This window comes from Ornithinimicrobium avium (genome assembly GCF_003351765.1).
Classification (GTDB): domain Bacteria; phylum Actinomycetota; class Actinomycetes; order Actinomycetales; family Dermatophilaceae; genus Ornithinicoccus; species Ornithinicoccus avius.
Window position 1 is genome coordinate 1,947,772 of the sequence record NZ_CP031229.1, and the last position, 20,940, is coordinate 1,968,711.

General features: G+C 72.0%; 17 protein-coding genes. 7 read left to right on the top strand and 10 right to left on the bottom strand.

What is annotated here, in order from left to right; all coding sequences use genetic code 11:
- Nucleotides 1-24: 24 nt before the first annotated feature.
- The 6 genes from DV701_RS08915 to DV701_RS08940 form a co-directional block, all read right to left on the bottom strand.
- Complete coding sequence (locus DV701_RS08915) at nucleotides 25-1,014, bottom strand: ROK family protein (protein WP_114927996.1); 990 nt, start codon at nucleotides 1,012-1,014, stop codon at nucleotides 25-27.
- Nucleotides 1,007-1,963: a dihydrodipicolinate synthase family protein gene (locus DV701_RS08920; protein ID WP_407669356.1), complete on the bottom strand. Its 957-nt coding sequence runs from the start codon at nucleotides 1,961-1,963 to the stop codon at nucleotides 1,007-1,009. Before DV701_RS08920 ends, DV701_RS08915 begins: the two co-directional genes overlap by 8 nt.
- Entirely contained in the window at nucleotides 1,960-2,751 is a 792-nt protein-coding gene (locus DV701_RS08925) for an ABC transporter ATP-binding protein (RefSeq protein WP_114927998.1), read from the bottom strand. The genes DV701_RS08920 and DV701_RS08925 overlap by 4 nt, the downstream gene beginning before the upstream one ends.
- Nucleotides 2,748-4,910 (bottom strand): dipeptide/oligopeptide/nickel ABC transporter permease/ATP-binding protein, encoded by a 2,163-nt coding sequence (locus DV701_RS08930; RefSeq protein WP_114927999.1) that lies wholly within the window; start codon nucleotides 4,908-4,910, stop codon nucleotides 2,748-2,750. The genes DV701_RS08925 and DV701_RS08930 overlap by 4 nt, the downstream gene beginning before the upstream one ends.
- Entirely contained in the window at nucleotides 4,910-5,875 is a 966-nt protein-coding gene (locus tag DV701_RS08935; protein WP_114928000.1) for an ABC transporter permease, read from the bottom strand. Before DV701_RS08935 ends, DV701_RS08930 begins: the two co-directional genes overlap by 1 nt.
- Nucleotides 5,876-5,964: 89 nt before the next feature.
- A complete protein-coding gene (locus DV701_RS08940; RefSeq protein ID WP_114928001.1) occupies nucleotides 5,965-7,605 on the bottom strand; it encodes an ABC transporter substrate-binding protein in 1,641 nt (546 codons plus the stop codon).
- 159 nt (nucleotides 7,606-7,764) lie between these two features.
- Here DV701_RS08940 and DV701_RS08945 point away from each other — a divergent pair, with 159 nt between their 5' ends.
- Nucleotides 7,765-8,529 (top strand): FadR/GntR family transcriptional regulator, encoded by a 765-nt coding sequence (locus tag DV701_RS08945; RefSeq protein WP_114928002.1) that lies wholly within the window; start codon nucleotides 7,765-7,767, stop codon nucleotides 8,527-8,529.
- Between the two features lie 178 nt (nucleotides 8,530-8,707).
- Complete coding sequence (locus DV701_RS08950; protein WP_114928003.1) at nucleotides 8,708-9,838, top strand: ScyD/ScyE family protein; 1,131 nt, start codon at nucleotides 8,708-8,710, stop codon at nucleotides 9,836-9,838.
- Nucleotides 9,839-9,917: 79 nt separating this feature from the next.
- On the opposite strand, the gene ilvD is transcribed toward DV701_RS08950, so the two are convergent.
- From ilvD to DV701_RS08970, 4 genes are all read right to left on the bottom strand, one after another.
- Complete coding sequence (ilvD, locus tag DV701_RS08955) at nucleotides 9,918-11,624, bottom strand: dihydroxy-acid dehydratase (protein ID WP_114928004.1); 1,707 nt, start codon at nucleotides 11,622-11,624, stop codon at nucleotides 9,918-9,920.
- Nucleotides 11,617-12,648: a ketol-acid reductoisomerase gene (gene ilvC / locus DV701_RS08960; protein ID WP_114928005.1), complete on the bottom strand. Its 1,032-nt coding sequence runs from the start codon at nucleotides 12,646-12,648 to the stop codon at nucleotides 11,617-11,619. Before ilvC ends, ilvD begins: the two co-directional genes overlap by 8 nt.
- Before the next feature lie 111 nt (nucleotides 12,649-12,759).
- Complete coding sequence (gene ilvN / locus DV701_RS08965; RefSeq protein ID WP_228254957.1) at nucleotides 12,760-13,218, bottom strand: acetolactate synthase small subunit; 459 nt, start codon at nucleotides 13,216-13,218, stop codon at nucleotides 12,760-12,762.
- Nucleotides 13,215-14,993, bottom strand: coding sequence for an acetolactate synthase large subunit (locus DV701_RS08970; RefSeq protein ID WP_114928006.1), 1,779 nt, complete (start codon nucleotides 14,991-14,993; stop codon nucleotides 13,215-13,217). Before DV701_RS08970 ends, ilvN begins: the two co-directional genes overlap by 4 nt.
- 339 nt (nucleotides 14,994-15,332) lie before the next feature.
- Here DV701_RS08970 and DV701_RS08975 point away from each other — a divergent pair, with 339 nt between their 5' ends.
- The 5 genes from DV701_RS08975 to DV701_RS08995 all read left to right on the top strand — a co-directional run bounded on the left by DV701_RS08975 (nucleotide 15,333) and on the right by DV701_RS08995 (nucleotide 20,865).
- Nucleotides 15,333-16,190, top strand: a complete 858-nt coding sequence (locus DV701_RS08975) for a PadR family transcriptional regulator (RefSeq protein WP_114928007.1) — start codon at nucleotides 15,333-15,335, stop codon at nucleotides 16,188-16,190.
- A gap of 66 nt (nucleotides 16,191-16,256) precedes the next feature.
- Nucleotides 16,257-17,660, top strand: coding sequence for a dihydrolipoyl dehydrogenase (lpdA, locus tag DV701_RS08980; RefSeq protein ID WP_114928008.1), 1,404 nt, complete (start codon nucleotides 16,257-16,259; stop codon nucleotides 17,658-17,660).
- A gap of 304 nt (nucleotides 17,661-17,964) precedes the next feature.
- The gene (locus DV701_RS08985) at nucleotides 17,965-19,266 is read left to right on the top strand and encodes a vWA domain-containing protein (RefSeq protein ID WP_162802928.1); all 1,302 of its coding nucleotides are present in this window, start codon (nucleotides 17,965-17,967) and stop codon (nucleotides 19,264-19,266) included.
- A gap of 132 nt (nucleotides 19,267-19,398) precedes the next feature.
- Nucleotides 19,399-20,034 (top strand): PspC domain-containing protein, encoded by a 636-nt coding sequence (locus tag DV701_RS08990; RefSeq protein ID WP_114928010.1) that lies wholly within the window; start codon nucleotides 19,399-19,401, stop codon nucleotides 20,032-20,034.
- A gap of 285 nt (nucleotides 20,035-20,319) precedes the next feature.
- Nucleotides 20,320-20,865 carry a PspC domain-containing protein gene (locus DV701_RS08995; protein WP_162802929.1) on the top strand — a complete coding sequence of 182 codons (546 nt, stop codon included), beginning with the start codon at nucleotides 20,320-20,322 and terminating at the stop codon, nucleotides 20,863-20,865.
- Nucleotides 20,866-20,940: the final 75 nt, after the last annotated feature.

Consider the following 20,940-nt stretch of genomic DNA (forward strand, 5'->3'; position numbering starts at 1 on the left):
CGGGCTCCTCGGTTCGGGTCGGGATCAGGGTATGCGGTGCACGCGCGCGTCGTGCGCCCGCGCCTGCGCGACGCGGGCCGCACCGACGAGCGCGGCGTCGGCCCCCGCGCCGGAGAGCAGCACCGGGGTCGCGGCGACGGGGTCCATCGCCTCGAGCGCCACGCCCTCGCGCAGGGCGGTCGGCCAGGGTTCCGGGGCGGCGGCCAGCCCGCCCCCGACGACGACGACGTCGGGGTCGAGCACGTTGAGCAGCCCGCCGACGGCGCGGCCGGTGGCTCGCCCGGCCTCGGCGAGGAGCGCACGTGCCGCGTCGTCGCCGGACGCCGCCAGCGCCGCGACCTCGCGGGCGGGCAGGTCGTGCCCGGTCCGGGCCAGGTGCGCGGCGCGCAGCCCGTGCCCGGAGGCGAAGCCCTCGAGGTGGCCCTCGCGGCCGCAGGTGCACGGCATACCCGCCGCCTCGGGGACCGGAAGGTGACCCACGTGGCCGGCGACCCCGTGCGTCCCGACGACCGGCTCGCCGTCGATCACCAGCGCGCCTCCGACGCCGGTGCCGACGGCGACGACCAGGACCGTCCGGTGGCCGCGACCGGCGCCGTGCAGGGCCTCGCCCACCCCGTGCGCGTGGACGTCGTTGAGGACGGTCACCGGCAGCCCCAGCCGGTGCCGGAGGTGCTGCCCCAGGGGCGTTCCGGCCCAGCCGGGCAGGGTGCCGGTGGCGTGCGTGATCGTCCCGTCCCCCGGCCGCACGGTCCCTGCGCTGGCGACGCCGACCGCCGTGACGGGCTGCTCCCCGGCTGCCGCGTCCCGGCCTGCGTCGATCCCCGGGCCTGCGTCGGCGAGCACCTGCACGGCCAGCGCGCTGACGGCGGCGAGGACGGCCGGTCCGCCGTCCTGAGCGGGGGTGGGCACGGTCCGGCGGTGGGTGATGACCGGCTCGCCGCCCCCCTCGGGCAGCTCGACGACGGCGGCGGCCAGCTTGCTGCCGCCGACGTCGACCGCGAGCGTCCTAGGCACGCGCGAGCGGCTCGAGCCCGGCCGCCTCGCAGATCTCGGCGATCCGTCGCGCGTGCTCGTCGCCGAGCGCGACCATCGGGCGCGCCACGACGTTGGTGTCGATGACGCCCAGGTGGCGCAGCGCGGTCTTGAACGCACCGATGCCGGCGGCGGGTCCGACCTTGTCGCGGGGGACGAAGACGATCTCGAAGAGCGCGGCCAGCCGGTCCTGCTCGGCCCGCACCGCCGCCCAGTCCCCTGCCCTCGCTGCACGGTCCATCCGCACGTAGCCGGCCGGCTCGACGTTGCCCAGGCCGGGCACCGAGCCGTGCGCGCCGGCCAGGTAGGAGCCGTCGACGACGACCTCGTGCCCGGTCAGCAGGGTGAGCCGCTCCCCGGCGGCCCGGTTCTGCATGGCCAGGCGGCGGAAGGACACGTCGTCGCCGGAGGAGTCCTTCACGCCGGCCAGCACACCCTCCGAACCGAGTCGCACGAGCAGCTCGGGACCGAGCTTGTAGTGCGTGCACACCGGGATGTCGTAGGCCCAGACGGGCAGGTCGGTCGCGGCGGCGATCCCGCGGAAGTGCGCCTCGACCTCGTCCGGGCCGGTGACCGCGTAGAACGGCGCGGTGGCCACGACGCCGGCGGCGCCGACCCGCTCGGCGACCCGGACCTGGGTCAGGACCCGGTCCAGCTGGGGCTCGATGACCCCGGCCAGGACCGGCACCTGCCCGGCCGCGACACCGCTGATCGTCTCGAGCACCTGGGTGCGCCGCAGGTCGTCGAAGTAGACGGTCTCGCTGCTGGAGCCGAGGGCGAAGAGACCGTCCACCCCTGCCTCGATCATCCGCGTGACCAGCCGCTCCAGCGAGGGCCGGTCCACCTCGCCCTCTGCGGTCAGCGGGGTCAGCACGGGCGGGACGACGCCGGTCAGCGTGGTCATCGGGGTCCTTTCGGGCAGGGTGCTCACAGCAGCGAGGGTGTCGCGGCGAGCAGGGTCTGGGTGTAGGGGTCGGTGGGGTTGCTCAGCACCTGGGCGACGGGGCCGGTCTCGACGACCTTGCCGCCGTGCATCACCGCGACGCGGTCGGAGACGTAGCGCACGGTGTTGATGTCGTGGCTGATGAAGACCAGCCCCAGGCCGAGCTCGTCCTTGAGGTCGGTGAGCAGGTTGAGCACCTGGGCGCGCACCGAGACGTCGAGCGCCGAGGTGGGCTCGTCGGCGACGACGACGTCCGGCTCGAGGGTGAGCGCGCGGGCGATCGCGACCCGCTGGCGCTGGCCGCCGGAGATCTGCCGGGGCAGCACGTCCAGGGCGGAGACGGGAAGGCCGACGAGCTGGATGAGATCGCGCACGCGCGCCTGCCGGGAACGGTCGTCGCCGATGCCGTGGACGCGCAGCGGGTCGACCAGCTGCTCGCGCACGACCATGCGTGGGTTGAGCGCGGTCGCCGGGTCCTGGAAGACGACGGACACCACGCGGCCCAGCTCGTGCCGGGCGCGGGCGCCCCTGCGCAGCGGCCGGCCGCGGAAGAGGACCTCCCCGGCGGTCGGTCGCTGCAGCCCGACCATGACCCGCGCGAGGGTGGACTTGCCGGAGCCGGACTCGCCGACGATGCCGACGGTCTCGCCCCGGTCGACCGTGAAGTCGACGCCGGCGACCGCGTGCACCTTGTCGGGGCGGAAGAGGCTGCCGGTGCGGGCCTTGTGCACGACGTGCACGTCGCGCAGCTCGATCACGGGGGCGCTCTGGCTCATCGTCCTGCCTCCTTCGCCTTGGCGGCCTCCAGCGCGGCGGTGGAGGCATAGCGGTGGGTGGTCCCCGGCACCAGCCGCAGGTCCGGCCGGGTGTCCTGGCCCACGCCCGGCCAGGACGAGCGAGGGGAGAAGCGGTCGCCGGCGACGAAGTCGCGCGGCGAGGGCACGGTCCCCTGCACCTGGTGCAGCCGGTCGGCCCCGGCCTCGATGGACAGCACCGAGCCGAGCAGCCCGCGGGTGTACTCGTGGCGCGGGTCGGTGAGGATCTCACCGGTGGCGCCCTGCTCGACGACCTGGCCGGCGTACATGACCGTGATCCGGTGCGCGAGCTGGGCGACGAGGGCGAGGTCGTGGCTGACGAAGACCATCGCGAAGCCGAGCTCGCGGCGCAGGTCGTTGAGCAGGTCGACGACCTGCTGCTGCACGGTGACGTCGAGCGCGGTGGTCGGCTCGTCGGCGATGAGCAGCCGCGGGTTGCGGGTCAGCGCCATCGCGATGAGCACCCGCTGGCGCTGACCACCGGAGAGCTCGTGCGGGTAGGACTTCAGGGTCCTCTTCGGGTCCAGCCCGACCAGCTCCATCAGCTCCTCTGCCGAGCGCTTGCCACCCCGGCGGATCAGCTGGCGCAGCTGGGCGGAGACCAGCATCGAGGGGTTGAGGCTGGACAGCGCGTCCTGGTAGACCATCGCCATGTGGTGCCCGCGCAGCGCGTTGCGGCGGTGGCCGTCCAGGGTGAGCACGTCCTGACCGTCGAAGACGACCTCGCCGGTGATCCTCGACGTCGGGGGCAGCAGCCCCATGATCGACATCGCGGTGATGGACTTGCCGCAGCCGGACTCCCCGACCAGGCCCATCGTCTCCCCGGGCCGGACGGAGAAGGAGACGTCGTCGACGATGTCCACGTCGCCGTGCGCCTGCGGGAAGGCGATCGACAGGTGGCGCACGTCGAGCAGCGGCTCAGCCGCGGTGTCGGTGTAGACGAGGCGGTCGGCGCGCCGCTCCTCGGCGTCCCGCAGGGTATGAAGACTCTCGTCCAGGAGGGCACGCGCCCGTGCGGCGTCGGTCAGCCCCAGCACGCGGGTGCCGAAGCCCTGCTCGGTCTGCTCGCCGACCTCCTCGCCCTGCCGTTCGTCGGCGCCGCGGACCGGGACGGGCAGGACGTTGCCGGTCGCACCCACGGTGGCGGTGCTGCTGGGCAGCTCCTCCCCGGTGCCGGTGGAGGCCGCGCCGGTCGGGTTGGCGTCCAGGGCCAGCTCCGCCGTGCGCGCCTCGTCGGCCTCGACGTCGACCTTGTGCCGGATGCGCGGGCTGGCCAGGGTGTCGGTCAGGCCTTCGGCCAGGACGTTGAGGGAGAGCACGGTGAGCAGGATCATCAGGCCGGGGAAGAAGGTCGGCCACCAGTAGCCGGAGAGCAGCAGCTGCTTGCCCTCGGCCAGGATGTTGCCCCAGGACGGGTCCGGAGGCCGGACCCCGGCGTTGATGAAGGACAGCGAGGCCTCCAGCACGATCGCGTCCGCGACCAGGACGGTCGCGAAGACCATGATGGGCGCGAGGGTGTTGCGGGCGACGTGCTTGAACAGGATCCACGGGGTCGAGGCGCCCAGCACCCGGGAGGCGGCGACGTAGTCCTCGCCGAACTGCGAGAGCACGTTGGCCCGCACCACGCGCGAGAGCTGCGGCATGTAGAGGAAGCCGATGGCGAAGACGAGGACCGGAACGCTGCTGCCCCACACCGCGACGAAGACGGCGGCCAGGGCGATGCCGGGGAAGCTCATGATGATGTCGAGGACACGCATGAGCACCTCGGAGACCACCTTGCCGGCGGTGGCCGCGACCGAGCCCAGCACGGCCGCGGCCAGCAGGGCGCCGCCGGTGGCCAGCAGGCCGATGAGCAGCGAGGAGCGGGCGCCGTAGACGATGCGGGCGAAGATGTCACGTCCGGTGGAGTCGGTGCCGAACCAGTGCTCGCCGCCGGGCGGCTGCACCGGTGTCCCGGTGGCGTAGGGGCCTCCGGGCACCAGCACCGGGGCGAGGATCGCGACGAGGGCGAGCAGCGCCAGGAAGGACAGGGCGATCCTGGAGACGACGGGCAGGTCCCGCAGCGCAGCCAGGCGGGCACCCGGGGCGGCGACGAGACGGTCGGTGAGCTTGCGGCGCATCACACGTTCCTGATCCGTGGGTTGACCATCACGTAGAGCAGGTCGACGACGATGTTGACGAGGATGAAGGCGATCGCGACGACGAGGGTGACCCCCTGCACCAGGAAGACGTCGTTGCGGGTGACGCCGTCGAGGATGAGCTGGCCCATCGCGCGGATGTTGAAGATGATCTCGATGACGACCGCGCCACCCATCAGGTAGCCGACGCGCAGCCCGAGGACGGTCAACGGGGTGATCAGGGCGTTGCGCAGGACGTTGCGCGCGATCACCTCACGACGCGGGATGCCCGAGCCGATCGCGGTGCGCACGTAGTCCCGGTCCAGCTCCTCGACCATCGCGGTGCGCACGACCCGGATGAGCGAGCCTGCCACCGGCACCGCCAGCGCGACCGCCGGCAGGAAGATGTTGTTGGTGTAGACGCCCGGGTCCTCCAGGAAGGGCACCCAGCGCAGGATCAGCGCGGGGAAGACGCCCCAGCCGCCGGGGATCTCGCCCAGCCACTGGATGAGCAGGATGGCCAGCCAGAACGAGGGGGTGGCCAGCGAGGCGACCGAGAGCACCCGGATCACCTGGTCGACCAGCCCGTCCCGGTAGAGCGCGGCCAGGACCCCCAGGACCAGCGAGATGACGATGGCGATGGCCAGCCCGATGAAGGTCAGCTGCAGGGTGATCGGGAAGGCCTTGGCGACCACGTCGGTGACCGGCGCGTTGCCGCTGGTCGTGCCCAGGTCGCCGCGCAGCATGCCCGCGAGGAAGCCGAGGTAGCGCGTCACGAGCGGGTCGTTGAGGCCGTTGCGCTCCCGGTAGTTCTCGAGCGCCTCCTGCGAGGCCGACTCCCCCAGGGCGAGCCGGGCCGGGTCCGCCGGTGACAGGGACATCACCAGGAAGACGAGCAGGGTGACACCCAGGATCATGATCGGCAGCGCCAGCAGGCGTCGACCGATCAGTCTGAGCAGGTTGGACACGGGCATCTCCTTCGACGCGGGCGTCGGGCACGGGGGGCGCCCGGCGGGCAGAGCTCGGGGCTCCGCCCGCCGGGACGGTGTGGCGGGGCCTACTGGGTCGAGGCGACCCCGACGAAGGACAGGCCGGTCAGCGAGATCGGCGTGAAGTCGACCAGGGTCTCGCCGTCCCAGGCGGTCGGCGTCTTGCGGTGGAACAGCGGGTAGAGCGGGACGTCCTCGGAGACCACGTCGAAGATCTCGTGCCAGGCGCTCAGCTGGGCGTCCTGCTCGGTGGCCTGCAGGCCCTCCTCGAGCAAGGAGGTGACCTGGTCGTAGCTCTGGCTGCCCTTCCAGTGCATGCGCGAGTCGGTCCAGATGTCCGCGGCGTACCACCAGCGCAGCAGCAGGTCCGCGTCGTTGCCGAAGACCGAGGGGTCACCGGGCGCGATGAACGCGTCGTAGGCGTCGGGCTGGCCGTCGATGGTGGTGTAGGCGTCGGCCGACTGCTTCTCCTCGAAGCTCACCTCGACGCCGGCGGCCTTGAGGTTCTCCACGATGATCGGGGTGCACTGCTTGACCCAGTCGTGGTTGGTCGCCAGCAGCCGGAAGCTGCTCACACCCGCCTCGGCGAAGAGCGACTTGGCCTTCTCCAGGTCCTGGGTGTAGACGACCTTGGCCTCCTTGTAGGCCGGGTGGTTCTTCTGCACGAAGCAGGTGGCGGCCTCGGCCTGGCCGGACAGACCGGTGGAGATGATCGCGTCCAGGTCGAGGCAGTAGAGGAAGGCCTGACGCGCGCGGACGTCGGCGAAGGGGTTGTCCTCGGTGTTGTTGAACATCGCGAAGAGCAGCCCGAAGCCCTGCACCGACTCCACCTGCGAGGAGCTCTTGAGCTGGTCGATCGAGAGGTAGGGGACCGAGTCGATCGCCTGCACGCTCTTGGACTGCAGGGCGTTGGTGCGGGTGGCGGGGTCGGGGATGATCTGCCAGTTCATCGTGGCGGCGCGCGCCGGGCGCGGGCCCGTGTAGTCCTCGTTGCGCTCGAAGGTCACGATCTTGCTCACGGCGCCGTTGTCGGTCATCGTGTACGGCCCGGTGCCGACCGGGTTGGCGTCGAAGGCCTCGCTGTCGCCGGTGGCGGCGGCCTTGGGGACGATCTTGACCACCGAGAGGCGCTCGGCGAGGACGCCGACGGGGTACTTCAGGTCGATGGTGACCGTCGTGTCGTCCTTGGCGGTGACCTTGTCGATGAAGGGGATGAAGCCGGCGTAGAGCGAGGCGTTCTCCGGGTCGAGGACCCGCTCGAAGGAGTAGACGACGTCCTCGGCGGTGACCGGCGTGCCGTCGTGGAAGACGGCGCCGTCGCGCAGGGTGACGTCGACCGAGGTCCCTCCCCCGGAGACGACCGGCAGCTCGGTGGCCAGCGCGGGGTAGACCTCGCGGGTGGCCGGGTCGAGCTCGGTCAGGCCCTCCATCGTGTGCCAGTTGGCCGCGATGGTCAGCGCCGCGGTCGTGGTCATCGGGTCGTAGCCGTTGGTGCCCAGCTCGTAGGAGATGGCGGCGGTGATGGTGCCGTTCTCGTCCGCGGCGCCGCCACCGGTGGCGCCGACCGCGTCCGTGGTGGTCGTGCCCGAGCTGTCGTCCTTGGGTGCGCAGGCGGCCAGGCCGGCCGCCAGGCCTGCCGCCAGACCCATGGTGCCGGTCAGCCGCAGGAAGCCGCGCCGGCTCGCCTGGTGGTTCAGTGCGTTCGTCATTGGTACGCGTACCTCTCGTCGGGCGCTGCAGCGCGCTCGCTGACTCTCAACGGATGACATCGGACATCTGACGTCGGTCCGAGACTATAGTAGGGACAGGACCGACGTCAACGGTGCCAGCGCCGGAGCTGGTCCGCCCACCGCAGGAGGAGTCCGCCCGTGAACCCCGCCCGCCCGCCCGGCACGACCGCACCGACCGGCAGCACCGGACGCCGCAAGGCGCGCTGGTCCACGGTCGAGGAGATCAAGGACTACATCCGCGAGCACGGCCTGAGGCCGGGGGACCCGCTGCCCACCGAGAACGAGCTGTGCGAGGAGCTCGGCGTCTCCCGCTCCTCGGTCCGTGAGGCGATGCGCACGCTCAGCTCGCTGGACATCGTCGAGGTGCGGCACGGGCACGGCAGTTTCGTCGGGGGCCTGTCGATGTCGCCGCTGGTCTCCGGTCTGGTCTTCCGCGGGTCCCTCAACCGGGACGGGACCTTCCGGACCCTGCGCGAGGTGGTGCAGGTGCGGATCGCCCTGGACATGGCCGTCGCCGAGGAGCTGGTCTCCACCTATCGCGGCACCACCAACGAGGACCTGCGCGAGCTGGTCGGCCGGATGCGGCGGCGCAGCGAGGCCGGAGAGACCTTCGTCGAGGAGGACGGGGAGTTCCACCGCGCGCTGCTCAGCCAGCTGGACAACACGGTCGTGCGCCAGCTGGTCGGCGCGTTCTGGGAGGTGCACACCAGCGTGGTGCCGATGCTCGGCATCGCGACCTCGGCCGAGATCGCCACCACCGTGGAGGCCCACGGCGAGATGATCGACGCGCTCGAGGCCGGCGACGTCCCGGCCTACCACGAGGCGGTCCTGCGCCACTACGCCCCGCTTCAGCACGCCATCGAGCAGGGCCTGGCCGAGACCGAGGACGGCACGCACGACTGACCACGGCGTCGTCACCCGCCGAAAACAAAACGCGGGAAAGGTCTTTACAAGATCTTTGCCTCAGGAATAGATTGTCCAGCGCTGAGACGGGTCCACCTCCAGCCTCAGCCGCGGGACGGCCGGTACGTGATCCACAGGGGACCGCCCCGAGGGACCCACACCTTCGAGGAGCACGCGCATGCGTCGTTCGTCACTCCTGGCCCTCGCCTGTTCCGGCGCGATGGCCGCCACGCTCGTGGCAGCAGCACCCTCCCAGGCCGTCCAGCGCGACCACGCTCCGCAGACGGTCGTCGACGACCTGGTCGGCCCGCTGAGCCTGGCCGTCCACGACGGCTCGGCCAAGATCACCGTCGACCAGAGCTTCGCCGGCATCATCACCTCCGTCGACAAGAAGGGCAGGACGACCGACCTGGCGTCCTACCAGGGCACCCCGGGGGCCGGCGAGGTCGTCGGCGTCAGCCTCGGACCGCACGGGACCTACTACATCAACACCGACTTCGCCGCCCATTCCAGCCACGTCAACCGGATCGGCAAGAAGGGCCAGGTCACCACGGTCAGCGACGACTTCATGGCCTACGAGGACGCCAACAACCCGGACGGCGACGTCCACTACGGGTTCACGGGGCTTGGCGACGAGTGCACGGCGCAGCTGCAGAGCTACCAGGACTCGCTCGGCGGCGAGGGTCCGGAGGCGCCGCACCTGGTCGAGTACACCGGGATCCTGGACTCGCACCCCTACAAGACCGCGGTGACGCGGAAGGGCGACATCTACGTCGCGGACGCCGCGGCCAACGCCATCCTGAAGGTCAGCGGCCGCACCGGCGCGATCAGCACGGTCGCCGTCATCCCGCCGCCGGCCCCGGTGACGGTCACCTCCGAACTGCTGGCTAGCTCGCTCCCCGGTGCGCCCGACTGCCTCGTCGGCCGCGACTTCGTGCCCGAACCGGTGCCGACCGACGTCGAGATCGGCAGGGACGGCATGCTCTACGTGTCCACCCTGGGCGGTGGCCTCGGCGAGGCGCTGCCGCTGAGCTCGGTCTACCAGGTCGACCCGCGGTCCGGCACCGTGCGGTGGCTGGCCGGCGACATGTCCGGCGCGACCGGCCTGGCGCTGCTCGGCAAGGACATCGTCGTCGCCCAGATGTTCGGCGGCGAGGTCTCGGTCATCCACCGCGGCAGCACCACCGCCGAGACACTGTTCTCCGTCGCCGGCCCCTCGGACGTCGAGGTGCACGGCAACAGGGTCTACGCGACCACCGTCGATCTGCAGAGCGGCATGGGCTCGGTCGTCTCCTACAAGGTGGGCTGAGCTCCACCGCTGCACGACAACGGCGTGCCGCGCCCGTCACGAGGACGGGCGCGGCACGCCTTCGCACCACGGCGCCTGCTCAGTGCGTGACGGCTCCCTGGGACGCGGAGCCCACGAGCCGCACGTACTTGTTGAGCACGCCGCGGCGAGCCCGCGCCGGCGGCTCCGGCGCTACCCAGGTGCTGCGCCGCGCGGCCAGGGTCTCCTCGTCGACCTCCAGGTCGAGGCGGCCGGTGCCCACGTCCAGGACGATCGGGTCGCCGTCCTCGACGAGCGCGACGGGACCGCCCTCGGTGGCCTCCGGTGCGATGTGACCGACGCACAGCCCGGTCGTGCCGCCGGAGAAGCGTCCGTCGGTGACGAGGAGCACGTCCTTGCCCAGCCCGGCGCCCTTGATCGCCCCGGTGATCGCGAGCATCTCGCGCATCCCCGGGCCGCCCTTGGGGCCCTCGTAGCGGATGACCACCACGTCGCCGGCGGTGATCGTGCCGTCCTCGAGGGCGTCCATCGCGGCCCGCTCGCCGTCGAAGACCCGCGCGGTCCCGCGGAAGACGTCGGAGTCGAAGCCGGCCGACTTCACCACCGCACCGCCGGGCGCGAGGGTCCCCTCGAGGATCGTCAGGCCACCGGTGGCGTGGATCGGGTCGTCCAGCTGGCGCAGGACCTTGCCGTCCAGCGGCGGGACGTCGAGGTCCTCCAGGTTCTGCGCGAGCGTCCGGCCGGTCACGGTCATCACCTCACCGTGCAGCATGCCGGCGTCGAGCAGCGCCTTCATGACCACCGGGATCCCGCCGACCCGGTCGATGTCGACCATGACGTGCTGCCCGAACGGCTTGACGTCCGCCAGGTGCGGGACCGTGCGGCCGATCCGGCGGAAGTCCTCCAGCGTGAGCTCGACCTCGGCCTCGGCGGCGATCGCCAGCAGGTGCAGCACCGCGTTGGTCGACCCGCCGAAGGCCATCGTCACCGCGATCGCGTTCTCGAAGGCCTCCTTGGTGAGGATCTGCCGGGCGGTCAGCCCGGTGCGCAGCATCTGCACCACCGCCTCGCCCGAGCGCCGGGCGAACCCGTCCCGGCGCCGGTCGGTGGCCGGCGGCGCGGCCGACCCGGGCAACGACATACCCAGCGCCTCGGCCGCGGCGGCCATCGTGTTGGCGGTGTAGAAGCCGCCGCACGCACCCTCCCCCGGGCAGATCGCCCGCTCGATGACGTCCACGTCCTCCCGGGACATCAGTCCGCGCGCGCACGCCCCGACCGCCTCGAAGGCGTCGATGATCGTCACCTCGCGCTCCGAGCCGTCGGAGAGCTTGGCGTAGCCCGGCAGGATCGAGCCGGCGTAGACGAAGACCGAGGCCAGGTCCAGACGCGCCGCGGCCATGAGCATCGCCGGCAGCGACTTGTCGCACCCGGCCAGCAGGACAGACCCGTCGAGCCGCTCGGCGGACATGACGGTCTCCACCGAGTCGGCGATGACCTCGCGGGAGACCAGCGAGTAGTGCATGCCCTCGTGACCCATCGAGATCCCGTCGGAGACCGAGATCGTCCCGAACTCCAGCGGGTAGCCGCCCGCCGCGTGCACGCCGTCCTTGACCGCCTTGGCCAGCCGGTCCAGGGACAGGTTGCACGGGGTGATCTCGTTCCAGCTGCTGGCGACGCCGACCTGGGGCTTGACCCAGTCCTCGTCGCCCATCCCGACCGCGCGCAGCATCCCGCGCGCGGCCGTCTTCTCCAGCCCGTCGGTGACGTCCCGCGAGCGCGGCTTGGGGTCGACCCTCGTCTCAGTCACGGGCGGCCGAGCCCTCCACGTAGTCGGTGTCGTGGCTCTTGACCCACGCCATCATCCCGCGCAGCTCCTTGCCGGTGCCCTCGATGGGGTGCTGGGCGCCCTTCTCGCGCAGCGCCTTGAACTCCGGCGCGCCGGCGTCCTGGTCGTCGATGAAGCGCTGGGCGAAGGACCCGTTGCGGATGTCCTCCAGGACCGCCTGCATGTTCTCCTTGACCCGCTCGTCGATGACCCGCGGTCCGGAGACGTAGTCGCCGTACTCGGCGGTGTCGGAGATCGACCAGCGCTGCTTGGCGATGCCGCCCTCGTACATGAGGTCGACGATGAGCTTGAGCTCGTGCAGGCACTCGAAGTAGGCGACCTCCGGCTGGTAGCCGGCCTCGGTGAGCGTCTCGAAGCCGTACTGCACCAGCTGCGACATGCCGCCGCAGAGCACCGACTGCTCACCGAAGAGATCGGTCTCGGTCTCCTCGGTGAAGGTCGTCTCGATGCCCCCCGCGCGCAGCCCGCCGATCGCGGCGGCGTAGGACAGGGCGAGCGCCTTGGCGTTGCCGGTGGCGTCCTGCTCGACGGCCACGAGCACGGGCACCCCGCGGCCGTCGACGTACTCGCGGCGCACCAGGTGGCCGGGGCCCTTCGGGGCGACCATGCACACGTCGACGTCGGCCGGCGGCTTGATGTAGCCGAAGCGGATGTTGAATCCGTGGCTGAAGAACAGCGCCTTGCCGGCGGCCAGGTGCGGCTCGACCGCCTCGGCGTAGACGTGCCGCTGCACGTGGTCGGGCACGAGCACCATGATCAGGTCGGCCTCCTCGCTCGCCTGCGCGGGCGTGACGACCCGCAGGCCCTCGGCCTCGGCCTTGGCCCGGCTCGAGCTGCCCTCGGCCAGGCCCACGCGCACGTCGACCCCCGAGTCGCGGAGGGAGAGGGCGTGCGCGTGGCCCTGGCTGCCGTAGCCGAGGACGGCGACCTTGCGGCCCTGGATGATCGAGAGGTCGGCGTCGTCGTCGTAGTACATGGTGGCCATCTGCTTCTGAGCTCCTGGTCTGTCTGGGGTGGGATGACGTTGCGTCAAGTATGGGGTGGTGCCGGGCCGGCCCCCGCGCCCGGGTCGGACGAGGGCGGCCGGTGCTGCGCTCTAGAAGACGGCGGCGGCCATGGCGCCCACCGGCCGCGGGCCGTGGTCGTTGATGGCCCACAGCTGGGTGCGGATCGCGTCGGCGCCCGGCAGCTCCTCGATGTGGATCACCTCGACGAGCTTGTCCAGCTGGCTGGTGACCTTGTGCAGCTGCTCGGCGCTGACGTTGACCACGATGGTCATCCGGGAGACCTTGGCGTCCTCGGTCGGACCCACGACCAGGTGGTCGATGTTGAAGTTGCGCCGGGCGAACAGGACCGAGACGCGCGCGAGCACGCCCGGGTTGTTCTCGACCAGGACGGACAGGGCGTGGCGGGTGCGGTCGGACATGGGGGTGCCTTTCGGTGCGGTGTCGCCGGTAGCGACGGTAGTGGTGGTGGAGGTGCTGGTGGGTAGGTACGGGGTGGCCGCGGTGGGCACGTCCGCGTCGGGCTGCGGGTAGGCGTGCAGGAGGGTCATTCGTCGCTCCCGAAGTCCGGGGTGAGGTCGCGGGCGTGCTGGACGGCGTCGTTGCTGGTGCCGGCGGGGACCATCGGCCAGACCATCGCCTCCTTGCTGACCCGGAAGTCCACGACGACCGGCTGGTCGTCGATCTCCATCGCCGCCTCGATCGTGGCGTCGACGTCCTCGGGCCGGTCGCAGCGCAGACCGGCGCAGCCGTAGGCCTGGGCCAGGGTGACGAAGTCGGGCACCTGCATCGAGGGCAGCTGGGAGGCGCTGAAGCGCTCGGAGTAGAACAGCGCCTGCCACTGCTTGACCATGCCCAGCGCGGCGTTGTTGATGATGGCGACCTTGATCGGGATGCCCTCGACGGCGCAGGTGGCCAGCTCCTGGTTGGTCATCTGGAAGCAGCCGTCGCCGTCGATCGCCCACACGGTGGCGTCCGGCAGGGCGACCTTGGCCCCCATGGCGGCGGGCACGGCATACCCCATCGTCCCCAGCCCCCCGGAGTTGAGCCAGTGGCGAGGGTTCTCGTGGCCGAGGTAGTGGCTGGCCCACATCTGGTGCTGGCCGACCCCCGAGGCGTAGTAGGCGTCCGGCCCCACGATGGCGCCGAGGCGCTCGATGACGTACTGGGGCGCGAGCTCGCCGGTGGTCGGGGTGTCGTAGCCGAGCGGGTAGCGAGCCTTCCAGCCCTGGGTGCGCGCGACCCACGCGTCGTAGTCGGGGGCGGCACCGGCCGCCGTGCGGCGGGTCCACTCGGTGATCAGCTGGCCGATCGTCGCGCGGGCGTCGCCGACCAGCCCCACCGCGGTGGGGAAGTTCTTGCCGATCTCCGCGGGGTCGATGTCGGCGTGCACGATCGTGGCGCCCGGGGCGAAGGTGTGCTTGGCGCCGGTGACCCGGTCGTCGAAGCGGGCGCCCAGGCTGACGATGAGGTCGGACTTCTGCAGGGTGGCCACGCCCGAGACGCTGCCGTGCATCCCCGGCATCCCCATGTGCTGGGGGTGGCTGTCCGGGAAGACCCCGCGCGCCATCAGCGTGGTGACGACCGGGATGCCGGTGAGCTCGGCCAGCGAGCGCAGCTCCGCCTGCGCGCCGGAGGCGACCGTGCCGCCACCGACGTAGAGGACCGGCCGGCGCGCCCGCACCATGAGCTCGACCGCGTCGCGGACCGCCTCCGCCGCCGGCTGCTCCGGGACGCGGTAGCCGGGCAGCGCCAGCTGCAGCGGCCCCTCCCCGACCATGCCGGTGAAGGCGTCCTTGGTGATGTCGACCAGGACCGGCCCGGGCCGCCCGGAGAGGGCCAGGTGGAACGCGGAGGCGACCGTCGGGGCGACGTCCTCGGCCCGGGTGACGAAGAAGGAGTGCTTGGTCACCGGCATCGAGATCGAGCGGATGTCGGCCTCCTGGAAAGCGTCCGAGCCGATCGAGGTGCTGGGCACGTTGCCGGTGATCGCCACGATCGGGGTCGAGTCCATGTAGGCGTTGGCCAGCGGGGTGACGAGGTTGGTCGCGCCCGGCCCGCTCGTGGCCAGGCACACCCCGACCCGGCCGGTGGCCAGCGCGTAGCCCTCGGCGGCGTGGCCACCACCCTGCTCGTGGCGGACCAGGACGTGGCGGATGCCCTCCGCCCCGTAGAGCGCGTCGTAGAGCGGGAGCACTGCGCCCCCGGGCAGGCCGAAGATGTGTTCGACCCCCAGGCGGCGCAGGGTGTCCACGAGGGTCTCGGCCCCCGAGCGCTGCTGGGTCGTGGCGGCGCCGGCCTCGGGCTCGCTGTGCGTGAGGGTCATGGTCTTGGTTCCTCTGGGACGAAGGGGGTGGGACGGGTGCGGAGGGTCGGGCAACAAAAAACCCCTCGGCCCGGAGGGCAGACGAGGGGAGGACGCGGCGCGGCTGGTGACTAGGCCGTGCGGCGTCCTGAGCTAATAAGTACGAGGGCGGAGAGGTGCATGTCGGCCACCCTCCCCCAGAACGGACACCACGTCAACCCTTCTGCATGGATATGTGAGCGACGGCACATCTACTCAGTTATCGATATGTCGTTGACATGTCGAGACCGGTCGTGTCATTCTTCTAGGATAGGTGCGGTGCGTCGTCAGGGTCACCGCAGAGGACCTCCAGGAGGAGACATGACCTACCGCGGCAGGGGCCCAGGCTCCGGTTTCGACCCCGAGCGATTCTTCGGGCCCGACGGCCCGCTCGGCCCCCGCGGCCCCCTCGGCCCGGGCGGCATCTTCGGACCCGCGGGACCCTTCGGCACCGGCGGCGGCTGGGGCCAGGGGCACGGCCACTGGTCCGGCGAGCCCGACCCGCGCGCCCGTCGCGGTCGCGGCGGCGGCCGCGGCCGGGCCCGGCGCGGTGACGTGCGCGCGGCCATCCTGGAGCTCCTCCAGGGCGAGCCGATGAACGGCTACCAGCTCATGCAGGGCATCGCGGAGGCCACCGAGGGCGCCTGGGCACCCAGCTCCGGCGCGGTCTACCCGGCGCTGGCCCAGCTCGAGGACGAGGGCCTGGTCGAGCAGGTCGAGGCCGACGGACGCAAGGCCTATCGGCTGACCGACGCCGGCCGCGAGGCCGCCGGCAAGGGACCGAGCCTGCTCTGGGGCCGTGGCTCCGGCTCCGAGCCGGACGACCCGTGGGACGAGGAGGGCGGCGACCAGCGCGGTCCTGGCTGGGGCGGACCCCGCCGTGGCCGCGGGCCGGGCCACGGTCCGGGAGGCCGCGGCTTCGGCGGCCGCCACGGGCAGCGCCGCACCGGCGCCGTCCTGTGGAAGGCGCTGGGCGGGCTGGCGATGGCCACCCAGGCGGTCGGCCAGTCCGGCGACGAGGAGCTGGGCACCCAGGCCGCCGAGGTGCTGGACAGGACCCGGCGCGAGCTCTACCGGATGCTGGCCGAGGCCGAGGTGGACCGCGACGACGAGCGGGCGGACACCGCGGCCGCCTGGGACGAGGAGGAGATCGCCGACGGCGAGATCATCGACGACTGAGCGCACGACCTACCCCGCGAGCGCCCGGGGGGCGGCAGTCCCCCGGGTGACGGCATACTTGCCTCCATGGCCGATCACTATGACGTTGTTGTCCTGGGCGCCGGTCCCGGCGGGTATGTCGCGGCGATCCGCGCGTCCCAGCTGGGCAAGAAGGTCGCCGTCGTCGAGAAGAAGTACTGGGGCGGTGTGTGCCTCAACGTCGGCTGCATCCCCTCCAAGGCGCTGCTGAAGAACGCCGACCTCGCGCACACGCTCACCCACGACAAGAAGAAGTTCGGCATCGAGGGCGACGCCACGATGTCCTACGGTCCGACGCACGCGCGCAGCCGCCAGGTCTCGGCGGGCATCGTCAAGGGCGTCCACTTCCTGATGAAGAAGAACTCGATCACCGAGATCGACGGGTGGGGCACGCTGACCGGTCCGACGTCGATGGACGTCGCGCTCAACGACGGCGAGACCCAGCAGCTCACCTTCGACAACCTCATCCTCGCGACCGGCTCGGTGACCCGGATGCTGCCCGGCGTGGAGGTGAGCAAGAACGTCGTGACCTACGAGGAGCAGATCCTCGACGACCAGCTGCCCGGCTCGATCATCATCGCCGGCTCCGGCGCGATCGGCGTGGAGTTCGCCTACGTGATGGCCAACTTCGGCGTCGACGTCACGATCGTGGAGTTCCTCGACCGCATGGTCCCCACCGAGGACGAGGCGGTCTCCAAGGAGCTGGCCCGGCACTACAAGAAGCTCGGCGTCAAGGTCCTGACCGGCACCAAGGTCGAGGGCGTGGAGGACACCGGCTCCGGCGTCAAGGTCACCGTCTCCACGGCAGGGGACGGCGGCGGGTCCCAGACGTTGGAGGCCGACCGGCTGCTCTCGGCGATCGGCTTCGCACCGCGCACCGAGGGCTTCGGGCTGGAGAGCACCGGCGTGCAGCTCACCGACCGCGGTGCCATCGCGATCGACGACTACATGCGCACCAACGTCGAGAACGTCTACGCGATCGGCGACGTCACCGCCAAGCTGATGCTGGCCCACGTCGCCGAGGCCCAGGGCGTCGTCGCCGCCGAGGTCATCGCCGGCGCCGAGACCATGCCGATCGACTACGGCTTCATCCCCCGGGCCACGTACTGCCACCCGCAGATCGCCTCGATGGGCATGTCCGAGGCGCAGGCCAAGGAGGCCGGCCACGAGGTCAAGGTCGCGCAGTTCCCGTTCAGCGCCAACGGCAAGGCGATGGGTCTGGGCGAGGGCGTCGGCTTCGTGAAGGTCGTGGCGGACGCGGAGCACAACGAGATCCTCGGCACGCACATGATCGGCCCCGACGTCACCGAGCTGCTGCCGGCGGTCAACGTCGCGCAGACCTGGGACCTGACCGCCGACGAGGTCTCCCGCGTCGTCTTCGCGCACCCGACCCTGGGCGAGGCGCTCAAGGAGGCCATGCACGGCATCGCCGGGCACATGATCAACCTCTAGAAGGCTCGGTCTGCACGAAGGCCCCGACCGGCACGCGGCCGGCCGGGGCCCTTCGCCGCCGCCGACGTCGGACCTGAGGAGATGCCGACGTCATCCTCCTCGATGGTGGCGGACGGGACGCGTGCCGGGCTAGGGTCGGGGTGTTGCCACCCGGACGACACGCGGGACCGCAGGGGAAGCGGTGCACACGGCCGCGGGGGGTGGAGGTCACCTCGTGCCCGACGACGGGCACCGAGGTTCTCGGGAGAAGTGCAGTCCTACCGCCCGGGCTCCCCGGGCTCCTCGTTCGAAGGAGAGCGTCACCATGCGATCACGCATGCGCCATGCCGCCGCGGCCACCGCGGCGATCCTCGTCATCGGCACGACCACGGCCTACGCCGCGGTCGACCCACCCACCTACTCCGACGCGCTCGACCCGGGCGCGTCGGTGACCATCACCAAGACGGTCACCACGCCAGAGGTCCTCCCCCAGCCCGACATCGTCCTCCTGGTCGACCGGACCGGGAGCATGGGAGGGGCCATCACCAACGTCAAGGCCAACATGGCCACCATCGTCAGCACCGTCGAGGCGGCCCAGCCGGACGCCCAGTGGGCCGTCGCGAGCTACTGCGACGTCGGCGAGCCCGACCCCTTCCTGCTGCACAGCGACCTCGGGGCCGACACGACCGCGACCGTCGCGGCCGTCAACAGCATCCGGCTCTGCGGAGGCGGCGACGAGCCCGAGGCGCAGCTCAACGCCCTCTGGGAGATCGGCGACACGGGCGACGCCGTCGCCTTCCGGCCCGACTCCTCGCGCATCGTCGTCTGGTTCGGCGACGCCCCTGGGCACGACCCCAGCCTCGGGCACACCGAGGCCGACGCCACCAGCTCGCTCGTCGACGCCGGGGCCACCGTGCTGGCCGTGAGCGTGGGCGCGGACCGGCTCGACGCGACCGGCCAGGCGACCCGGATCACCGACGTCACCGGTGGCGCGCTCTACTCCGGCGTGGATGCCGGCGACCTGGCCGACACGATCCTCGCCGGGATCACCGCCCTCCCTGTCGAGGTCGGTGCGACCACCACCTGCGACCCCGGGCTCTCCGCGACGCTCGACCCGGCCACCCGGACGGTGACCAGCGGCGACGCCGCGTCTTTCTCCGAGACCATCACGGTCGCCGCGGACGCCGAGCAGGGAGCCACCCTGGGCTGCCAGGTGGCCTTCACCCTCAACGGCACACCTGCCGGTGACGGCTTCGTGCAGACGGTGAGCGTGGACGTCAACGACGTCACGCCGCCCGTGGTCGCCTGCGAGCAGGGGCCCAACCCCTCGGGCAACTACCCGCGGGGCGGCAACGCCGACGGGTTCTTCATGGTCACCGCGAGCGACAACGTCGACGGTGCCGTGGAGGTCTGGGTCGACGACACCGGGTCGGACGCGCTCTTCGGCGCCTACGCGGACGGGACGACCTTCAAGATCACCCAGGCACCCGGTGCGACCCCGAAGGCCACGCCGTTCGTCGGCGCGGTCGACTGGAAGCTCCGGCTCAAGGGTGATGCGCTCATGACCGTCACCGACGCGGCCGGCAACACCGCGACCGCGCTCTGCGAGGTCCCGCCCAAGGGCTGAGACGGACCGAGCCCGGTGGGGTCCGGGCGCCTCGGGCGCCCGGGCCCCGCCGCGCGGGCGGGGGTTGTCCCCCGCCCGGATCTGGAGGTCAGCCCCGATGACCGGGCCGCTCTGGTCGAGCACGATGGAGACATGAACGAGATCCAGCACGACACCACCCGGCCCCCGACCGCCGTCCCGCCGCGACCGGGCGAGCGCCCCGACGACGTCTGGGGCGTCCAGCGCCCACCCGCCCTCGGCACGCAGCCGCAGGACATGCCCGGCGGCAGCTCCGGCAGCTCCGGCAGCTCCGGACCCGGCAGCTGGTCCGGCGGGGGCAGCCGCTCCGGACACGGTCCGCAGGCCGGCCCCAGCTCGCTGGACCGCGGCTTCGCGGCCCTGAGGAAGGCGCCGCTGCACCGCGACACCACCCAGGGCGTGCTCGGCGGCGTCTGCGCGGGCATCGCGCAGCGCACCGGCGTCTCCGTGGCCGCCGTCCGCGTCGCGACCGTGGCCCTCGCACTCTTCTTCGGCACCGGCGTCGGTGCCTACCTCCTGCTCTGGGCGCTGCTGCCCGACCAGACCGGCACCACCCACGCCGAGCAGGGCGTCAGGAGCGGGCGCGCCGGCAGCCTGGCCGTCCTCGCCCTGGGCACCCTCGCGGGGCTGGGCATCCTCGCGACGATCTTCGACGGTCTCGGCTGGCTGGTCCCGGTCGCGATCGCTGCCTCCGTGGTCTACGTGGTGATGAGGAAGAAGGGACGCTCCTCGGCCCACACCCACGGCTGACGGACCGCGGCTCGCGCCGCATCCGTCCCTGCGCCGGCGGACCTCCCCAGGGGAGGGTCCGCCGGCGCAGCCATGTCCATGCCGACGCGCACGACAGCGGTCCGGCGAAAACTGTGGCGCGGTCCCAGCCCGGCGCGAGATGCTGGTGTCATGAGCGACGACGTCCCCGATCACCCGGACCGCCCGGCTCCGCCACCCGGCCGCTCCTCGACCCCACCGCCGATCTCCTCACCCGCGCCTCCCCCTCCGCCGCGGCAGCAAGAGCCTCAGGACGACGTGTGGGGGGTGCGCCCGCCGGCCCTGGGCGGCCCGGCGCAGCCTGGCTATGGGCAGCAGGAGCACGGGCAGCCCGGTCCCGGACATCCCGGTCCCGACCAGGGCCAGCGCGACGCCCCGGGAACTCCGCCGCCCGGCAGCTCTCAGCTCGACCGCGGGCTCTCCGCGCTGCGGGCCTCCCCGCTGCGCCGGGACAGCTCGGCCGGCATGATCGGGGGAGTCTGCGCAGGCATCGCCCGACAGCTGGGTGTCTCCCCCGCACTCGTCCGGATCGTGGCGGTGGCCCTGGCGCTGTTCTTCGGCAGCGGCGTGGCCGCCTACCTGATCGCCTGGGCCCTGCTGCCTGACGACTCCGGGCAGACGCACGTCGAGCAGGGCGTCAAGGGCGGCAACGCCGGGTCGATCGTCCTGCTCGTCCTCGCCGGGATCTCCGCCCTCGGCATGATCAGCTCGCTGCTGGACAGCCTCAGATGGCTGGTGCCGGTCGCGGTCACCGCCGCGATCGTGGGCTACGTCGTCTACGCGGCCAGGAAGAAGAAGGGCATCGACGAGTAGTCCGGGACGCCCGCAGCCGTGTCAGGCAACGGTGTCAGGCAGGCACGGGGTCCGCGCCCTGCCGCTGCATGACAC